Raw genomic sequence first — 6,205 nt, forward strand, 5'->3', positions numbered from 1 at the left:
TCCGACGTGCCCGCGAGCTGTGTGGTGAACATGTAGAACCACGTCGAGGAGTTCCTGACATATATCGTGTAGACGCCGTAGTCCGCGTAGAGGAATCTGAGCGTCGCCGAGAGCCACGTGCCAGACCACGGAGATATCCTCCTAGTCTCCCCGTCGACTACGCCCCCCGCCAGTGGCACGAAGTAGGTCCCGTCGCTCTTCCAGAGCCTCACCTGCGTGCCGATCGGCGCGTGTATGAGAATGTTGTGCGGATCGTCTGACACCTTCGGCACCTGCTGGAGATCTCCGACGACTGCGCGCACAGAAGTCCCGTCGTACCACGCGTGCATCTGGAGGCCGGGAGCGTACAGCGACGCGCCTCCGGCAATAGGCGCCCCGGTGTAGAGAGCCTCCCTGGCCGTAGATATACACGTCCCGTTCAGAGCAAGCGAAGTGCGGAACGCCGACTTTCTAAACGCGTTTACAATCAAAAGCTTCTGGCATGCAAACACGTCCTGCGGCGGGTTTGTGTAGACGTACGTCGACAGCTGGATCACAGACGCCCAGCCAGCCGGGCCCGAGATAATCCCCCCGTTGGGGAGGTACATCTGCTGGACGCCACTTCCGACGGGGCTGTCGAAGTCGGCCCAGACTGGCGCGCTGTACACAAGCCCGTTGTACACGTAGAAGTGGTGGAACGCAACCGGCCCGTAGAGGTAGTACGTGCCAGTTGGCGGCGGTGTAGACGAGCCAGCTGGCGGCGGCGCCCAGGACAGTCGAATTTGGAAAGAAATCGAAGTTCCAGAGCCCTGCGGTGTTGATATGTAGATTTTGACGAGCGAAACGCCAGGAGGCACACTGCATGTGAGGCTGAGCGATGTGGTGGCGTTCGAAGCCGAGGCGGAGCACAGCACGTCGTAGCCTTGAGCCACTTGTATATAGGAGCCAGCCGCTATGCTACCTATGGGATTGCCGCTCCTGTCCGTAATAGCTGGCCCAGATACCGAAATGGTGTACGTGCCCGGGGCGGAGGCCAGAGCGTACAGCGTGGCGGACTGCCCAGCCGACAGCGAGACAGTCATTGGGTTCCCCGCGGTAGGCGCAGATGGCGCCACCCAGTACCACCCCGCGAGCGTCCACGTCGTGGGCACCACCGCAACCGGCTGGTAGGCGGACAGCTGTGTCGCCCAGACGTACTTGGCGCCCCAGTGCGCCCCTGTGAGGTTCGTAGCACTGGCGTAGTTCACCACCTTCACCGCTGGCAATAAGGCGCCAGCCGCGCCGAGCCACGCCGCAGTCGTCTGCACGACGCCGGAGGCGTTCAGCGGCGTAACCTGGCCAGGGGACTGCGCCGCCAGATACGCGGGGTGGGCCCAGGTGCCGAACGCGCCGACGGACGACAGGGGGGGCCACCACCTGTAGTCCACCAGCACCGCGGAGGCGCCCATCTGCTGGCTGGTGGAGTTCTGGACCCAGACCCAGCGAATGAGCGCCCTAGGCGCGGCTCCGCTCGGCAGAGCCGCCGCCATGAGCCCCCACCACCACGGCGCCCACACCCCAGCAGAGAAGGACGCAGACACCTGCGTCCCGTTGAGGAAGCAACCCTGCCCATTGACGCAGGTGTAGACGCCGGAGTAGGTCCCCCTGGGGAGGCCGTATCCGTAGTCCGCGTTTGTCCTAATCACGGGGCCTCCGTAGGGCGCCCCGCCGCTCCACATGTTGCCAACGCCGATCCACGGCCACGGATCGCCGCCGTTGTAGTACAGAGCCGTTATGCTCCACCAGTTTCCGAAGTCGGGGGTGGGCGCCAGGGAGAAGGCTGTGGAGGCGGCCCCCGTGTAGCCGAAGCCGAGGAGCCTGCCCGGCGCGGGGAAGCCGGAGGGCGCCGTGGGCCACCACCGCGAGTCGACGTAGGCGCCGTAGGTCCTTACCACCGGGACGCCGAAGAGCTTCCCGTTGCAGTCCCAGCTCCCCGCCAGTATGCGGGGCGGCCACGTCGTGTAGTCGATACCCGAGACGAGGGAGAAGCCAGCGGGCGCCTGGCCCCTCGCGAGCTGATCCGCCTGGCTCTGCGACGTAACCGCGCCGCTCCACAGCTTGATCCAAGCCACGACGAGGGGGAAGATCCTCCTCTGATCGGTTGTGTAGTCCAGCCACACCGCTATCCTACCATAGGACGTCTTGAGGGAAGCCGATGCTTGATACACCACCTGCCCGTTCACCCAGTACCTAACCGTCGAGCCGTCGTATGAGATCAAGACGTGCTTCCAGCCCACGGCGGTGTAGCTACCGACGTAGGCGTTGTTGTTTCCGTCCCAGGTGCGGATGAATGTAACCCCGCGGCTTTCGAAGCTCACTAGGAACGCGCCGCTCCACCCGTCGCCGATGAGGTAGTACTGCGTAATCGGCGTTGGCATGTGGTAGGCGAGGACTTCCAGCGTCCACATGCTGGGAAGGGTGCCGCCCGGGGCTTGGCACCCCAGAGACTGGCCAGCCGCCACGGGGTAGAACGCAACCGCCTGCTGTGGGGCCGGTGCTCCGTTCCACAGCACGTCGTTCGGCGGGGGGTTTGCGGTGATCAGCGCGGCGGCGGGGAGGATTAGCAGGAGTACATAGATCCGCATGGTTTTCATACGCCGCGGGGGTTAAAAACGCGTCGCCACCTTTTTAACCACCTGCGCCTCCGCGTACGTGCCCGGTCTCAAGATTAGGGAGGACGTCTGGAGGCGCCTAAGCGCTACGCAGATAAACAAGGCGGTGGAGCTGGGTCTGAGGATTCTGGCTAGGAACCCCCACCTGGCGAGGGTGTACGCCAAGGAGGCGGCTGGGGCTCCTTCTGTGTTCACGCGGGCCACCGTGCCGAGGGAGGTGGACGAGGTGGCCGAGGCCGTGGCGAGGGCGGCTGGCGTCTCGAAGCACGCGGTGTACGCCGCCGCGGTTGTGGCCTACCTCAAGCACTACACGCCGTTCTAGTCGCGCCTAGATCGCGCGTAGGCCACCACCCCGATCACAGCCACAAACACAGCCAGAGACTTGGCGAGGGCCTCCGGGACGCCGAGGGACGGGAGGGCGAGCCACGCGATGGCGGCGATGGTGAAGGCGGTGATTATCGACAGAGAGCCGCCTGTGTACTCAGACATGAAGCCCCCCAGGAGAGCGATGGCGAGAGCGGACACGAGCACGGCGGCTGGCACGGCAGACGAAATCAGACTCGGCGGCTGGGGCGGCGGGGGTGGCGGGGGGTCTTTGTATATTAGGTACGATGCGCCGGGCATCGACACCTCCACCAGCACCGGGGCGCTGGTCTTCACTGGCAGATCTACGTAGTCCACGCCACTGGCTCTTGCTATCACTGCTCCAGTAAAGATGTTGTACACATTGACTGAAACCGGCGTCTGGTTCCTCACGTACGATCCCCTGTAGTACCTAAACACCTCAACCCTCAGTATGGTTGAGTTCAGCCACACAGCCGTGACGAATGTGGCCCTTGCGAAGTCTGTGTACGAGACGCACGCCACTATCTTCGTCGTGCCTTGGAACGTGATGTTGACGAGCTGGCCAGGCGTCGTGCAGTTGCCACCCACTGCGTACGTAGTCGTTGTCGTCGTGATCGCAGGTATGGGGCTGGGGTACACAATGTAGTATACGACTCCCGGCTCAGCCGGGGACGAGCTCCCAACGAGCTGTAGCGATCCGCTCGGCTCCTGCGCAACGATGGTGTAGCCAGGCGGCGCGGTGACGTACACCCCCTGGACAGCCACGGAGCCGTTGATGTACAGCACAGCCACTACTTGGTACGTGTACCCGCCTACCTGTATATACGTCTGCGCCGCAACCAGCCACGCGAGGAGAGCTACGGCGGCGAGGAGGGCACGCATGGAGCTACTGAGGCGGGGGCACCCCCGCGGCGTAGAAAGACACGTACACCGCGACTGCCGCCGACAGGAGGACGCCAAGGCCTCCGATCACCACAGCCGCCGCCGGGCCCAGGTGCTGGATGGCCGCGGTTGCTGCTGTCAGAGCAGACTGGACCATAGACGACACAAGCGCCATGTCTAGAAGCGAAGCGGCGGTTCTGAACGAAATCGAGATGTAGTAGTAGCTCGACAGGTAGCCGAAGCCCACCAGCATGCCGATGCCGAGGGCCACCGAAATCGCCGACATCACCGCCGAGCGCAGAGCCGTGGCCACGTCGTCTGCTCTGGAAATAATGGCTAGAGTTGTGAACGGAGTCGTTGGCACGTAGTTGGCGATGTAGGAGCCAGCCATCAAAACTGCGATGGACGAGAGGAACGACCAGATAATGACGAAAGACACCGCCCACTTGTACACGCTCCTCCCGATTTCGTACAAAACCCCGATCACGTCTGAAGCACCTCCACGGGTTAAAAACCGTAACGATAGGTTTTTAGCGCCACGACGTACGTGTAGACATGGCCAGGAGGCCCAGTAGGAGGGAGTTCTTCTCGATGGCCACCGCGGCTGGACTCGGCGCCCTCCTCGCCAGCGCTCTCGCACGCGCCCAGACGTCGTCGCCGAGCTATGCCCTGTACCCAGACCCGGCAACTGGCAGGCTGAAGATTAAGGCGCCGAAGGGGGTAGACATCGTGCTAGATCAGGGGACTTATGGCGTATCTCCTGCTGTGTTCGATGTCATCGTGAGGAGGGAGGCCAACGGGGATTATGTGGCGTACGATCGTACTGGCGGCATAATATGCAAGAACAGCCCAACCGCATGTATACAAGAGGCTGTGAACTACGCGTCGCAGACGAAACCGGCGCCGGGCCCGAACCCCTTCAGAGGCGGCTTCGTGTTCATCTACCCTGGCAAGTACTACGTGAAGTCGCAAATCACTGTTGGCCCGCACATCCACATAAGAGGGGCAGGTAGGGGGGCCACAGTCATCAAGGAAGATCCGTCCAGAAGGGATGCCACACCACTGCTGTACTTTAAAGACGCGTTCCACACAACTATATCAGATCTGACAGTAATAGGAAACGTATTTGATGTATATGGCAACAGGAATAATTACGTATCCGGGGCCGATCTCATATACGTAGATAGGACGACAGATAGCGATCCGTACTTCGGCGGATCTGACTCCGCAGGTATCGATCTTGCGTTTTTGATGACGAGGGTATCTCTGCTCTACGGGCGCGGCCACTGCGTTACACTTGCCCCAAACGCAGTTGAAGTGCACGTAAGCGATTCGTACCTGCTCGGTTGCGCGGGAGATGGCTTCAACATACGGGGGCACGACTATAGAATAGTGAGCACCGTAGTTGGCAACGTAGGCAACGTCGGCTTCTACACAACAGGAAACGGCCAGATAGTAGGCTCGAAATCTTACGGTAGCGGCACTAGGAACCCGAATACTCCGATCCACGGAGTTTTCTCCGAAATCTTTATAGATCACACGGGGAGCGTGGCGATATCTGGAGTCGAAGTCGGCGAGGGTGCTGGCTACTGCATGACCGTGTACTATTCGCAGAACATCGTGGCTGAGCTCACGTGCTACAGCCCAGGTCTAAACAGCGACTACACCACTGGAGGGAACGAGATGTACGCCTTCAACATAGACAGATCGACCAACATCATCATAAAGGCGAGTATAGTAGACTTCCTGAGGAAGTTCAACAACCTACCTATGAAGGCTAAGGCCGTGGCTATTCAGACAGACACATCTACAGTAAGCCAAAACATAGTTGTAGATCTGGTGGCTGACTACACCAAGAACGTGGCAGATATCATAGGCACTGGCTGTACCAGGAACGTATCGGTGAGGATAAACAACACGTACAGCTACGTCAACGTCACGACGCCGAGCATGCCAGCGTCTGGCTCCGCGGTTGCGAACTGCTACCCAGTGCCTGTCGATGTATACATATGGGGAGGCGCGGTGACGTCCGTCAAGGTTGTGCGCAACGGCGTCGAGTACACCGTGTTTTCGTCTTCTAGCGCCACTAGCGTTTACCTAAAAGTCCGGCTGAATAATGGTGATCAGATAAAGATAAGCTACACCAGCGCTCCCTCGTGGGCTTGGGTCCCGGCGTCTTCTTAGACTATCTGTAGTACCTCCAGGCAACCGCCGCGACGAACAAAACAACTACCAAGAGCAGGAAGAGCTCTGGCGGGGGCATCCACACCGAGTGGGGATCCCTCACGGCGGCGAGCCTCCACGTGCCCGGCTCCAGGTAGTATGTGTAGCCTGGCTTGAGGTAGTAC

General features: G+C 60.8%; 5 protein-coding genes. 2 read left to right on the top strand and 3 right to left on the bottom strand.

Features of this window, described 5'->3' with window-relative positions; all coding sequences use genetic code 11:
- On the bottom strand, nt 1-2,603 hold a 2,603-nt coding region (locus ACP5J3_RS10065; RefSeq protein ID WP_428495571.1), incomplete at its 3' end, for a hypothetical protein.
- Between the two features lie 67 nt (nt 2,604-2,670).
- Between ACP5J3_RS10065 and ACP5J3_RS10070 the strand changes: the two genes are divergently transcribed.
- Nucleotides 2,671-2,952, top strand: a complete 282-nt coding sequence (locus ACP5J3_RS10070) for a hypothetical protein (protein ID WP_428495572.1) — start codon at nt 2,671-2,673, stop codon at nt 2,950-2,952.
- Here the strand turns inward: ACP5J3_RS10070 and ACP5J3_RS10075 are convergent.
- Both ACP5J3_RS10075 and ACP5J3_RS10080 read right to left on the bottom strand, forming a co-directional pair.
- Nucleotides 2,949-3,857: a hypothetical protein gene (locus ACP5J3_RS10075; RefSeq protein WP_428495573.1), complete on the bottom strand. Its 909-nt coding sequence runs from the start codon at nt 3,855-3,857 to the stop codon at nt 2,949-2,951. The two genes, ACP5J3_RS10070 and ACP5J3_RS10075, sit on opposite strands and share 4 nt — an antisense overlap.
- A gap of 4 nt (nt 3,858-3,861) precedes the next feature.
- The gene (locus ACP5J3_RS10080; RefSeq protein ID WP_428495574.1) at nt 3,862-4,344 is read right to left on the bottom strand and encodes a hypothetical protein; all 483 of its coding nucleotides are present in this window, start codon (nt 4,342-4,344) and stop codon (nt 3,862-3,864) included.
- 68 nt (nt 4,345-4,412) lie between these two features.
- Here ACP5J3_RS10080 and ACP5J3_RS10085 point away from each other — a divergent pair, with 68 nt between their 5' ends.
- Nucleotides 4,413-6,041 carry a hypothetical protein gene (locus ACP5J3_RS10085; RefSeq protein ID WP_428495575.1) on the top strand — a complete coding sequence of 543 codons (1,629 nt, stop codon included), beginning with the start codon at nt 4,413-4,415 and terminating at the stop codon, nt 6,039-6,041.
- The last annotated feature ends 164 nt before the right edge of the window (nt 6,042-6,205 follow it).

Source organism: Pyrobaculum sp., from assembly GCF_049971835.1.
GTDB lineage: Archaea > Thermoproteota > Thermoprotei > Thermoproteales > Thermoproteaceae > Pyrobaculum.

Coding starts and splice junctions, on each gene's coding strand:
- ACP5J3_RS10075 (WP_428495573.1), bottom strand. CDS start 3,857: ATGCGTGCCCTCCTCGCCGCCGTAGCTCTCCTCGCGTGGCTGGTTGCG.
- ACP5J3_RS10085 (WP_428495575.1), top strand. CDS start 4,413: ATGGCCAGGAGGCCCAGTAGGAGGGAGTTCTTCTCGATGGCCACCGCG.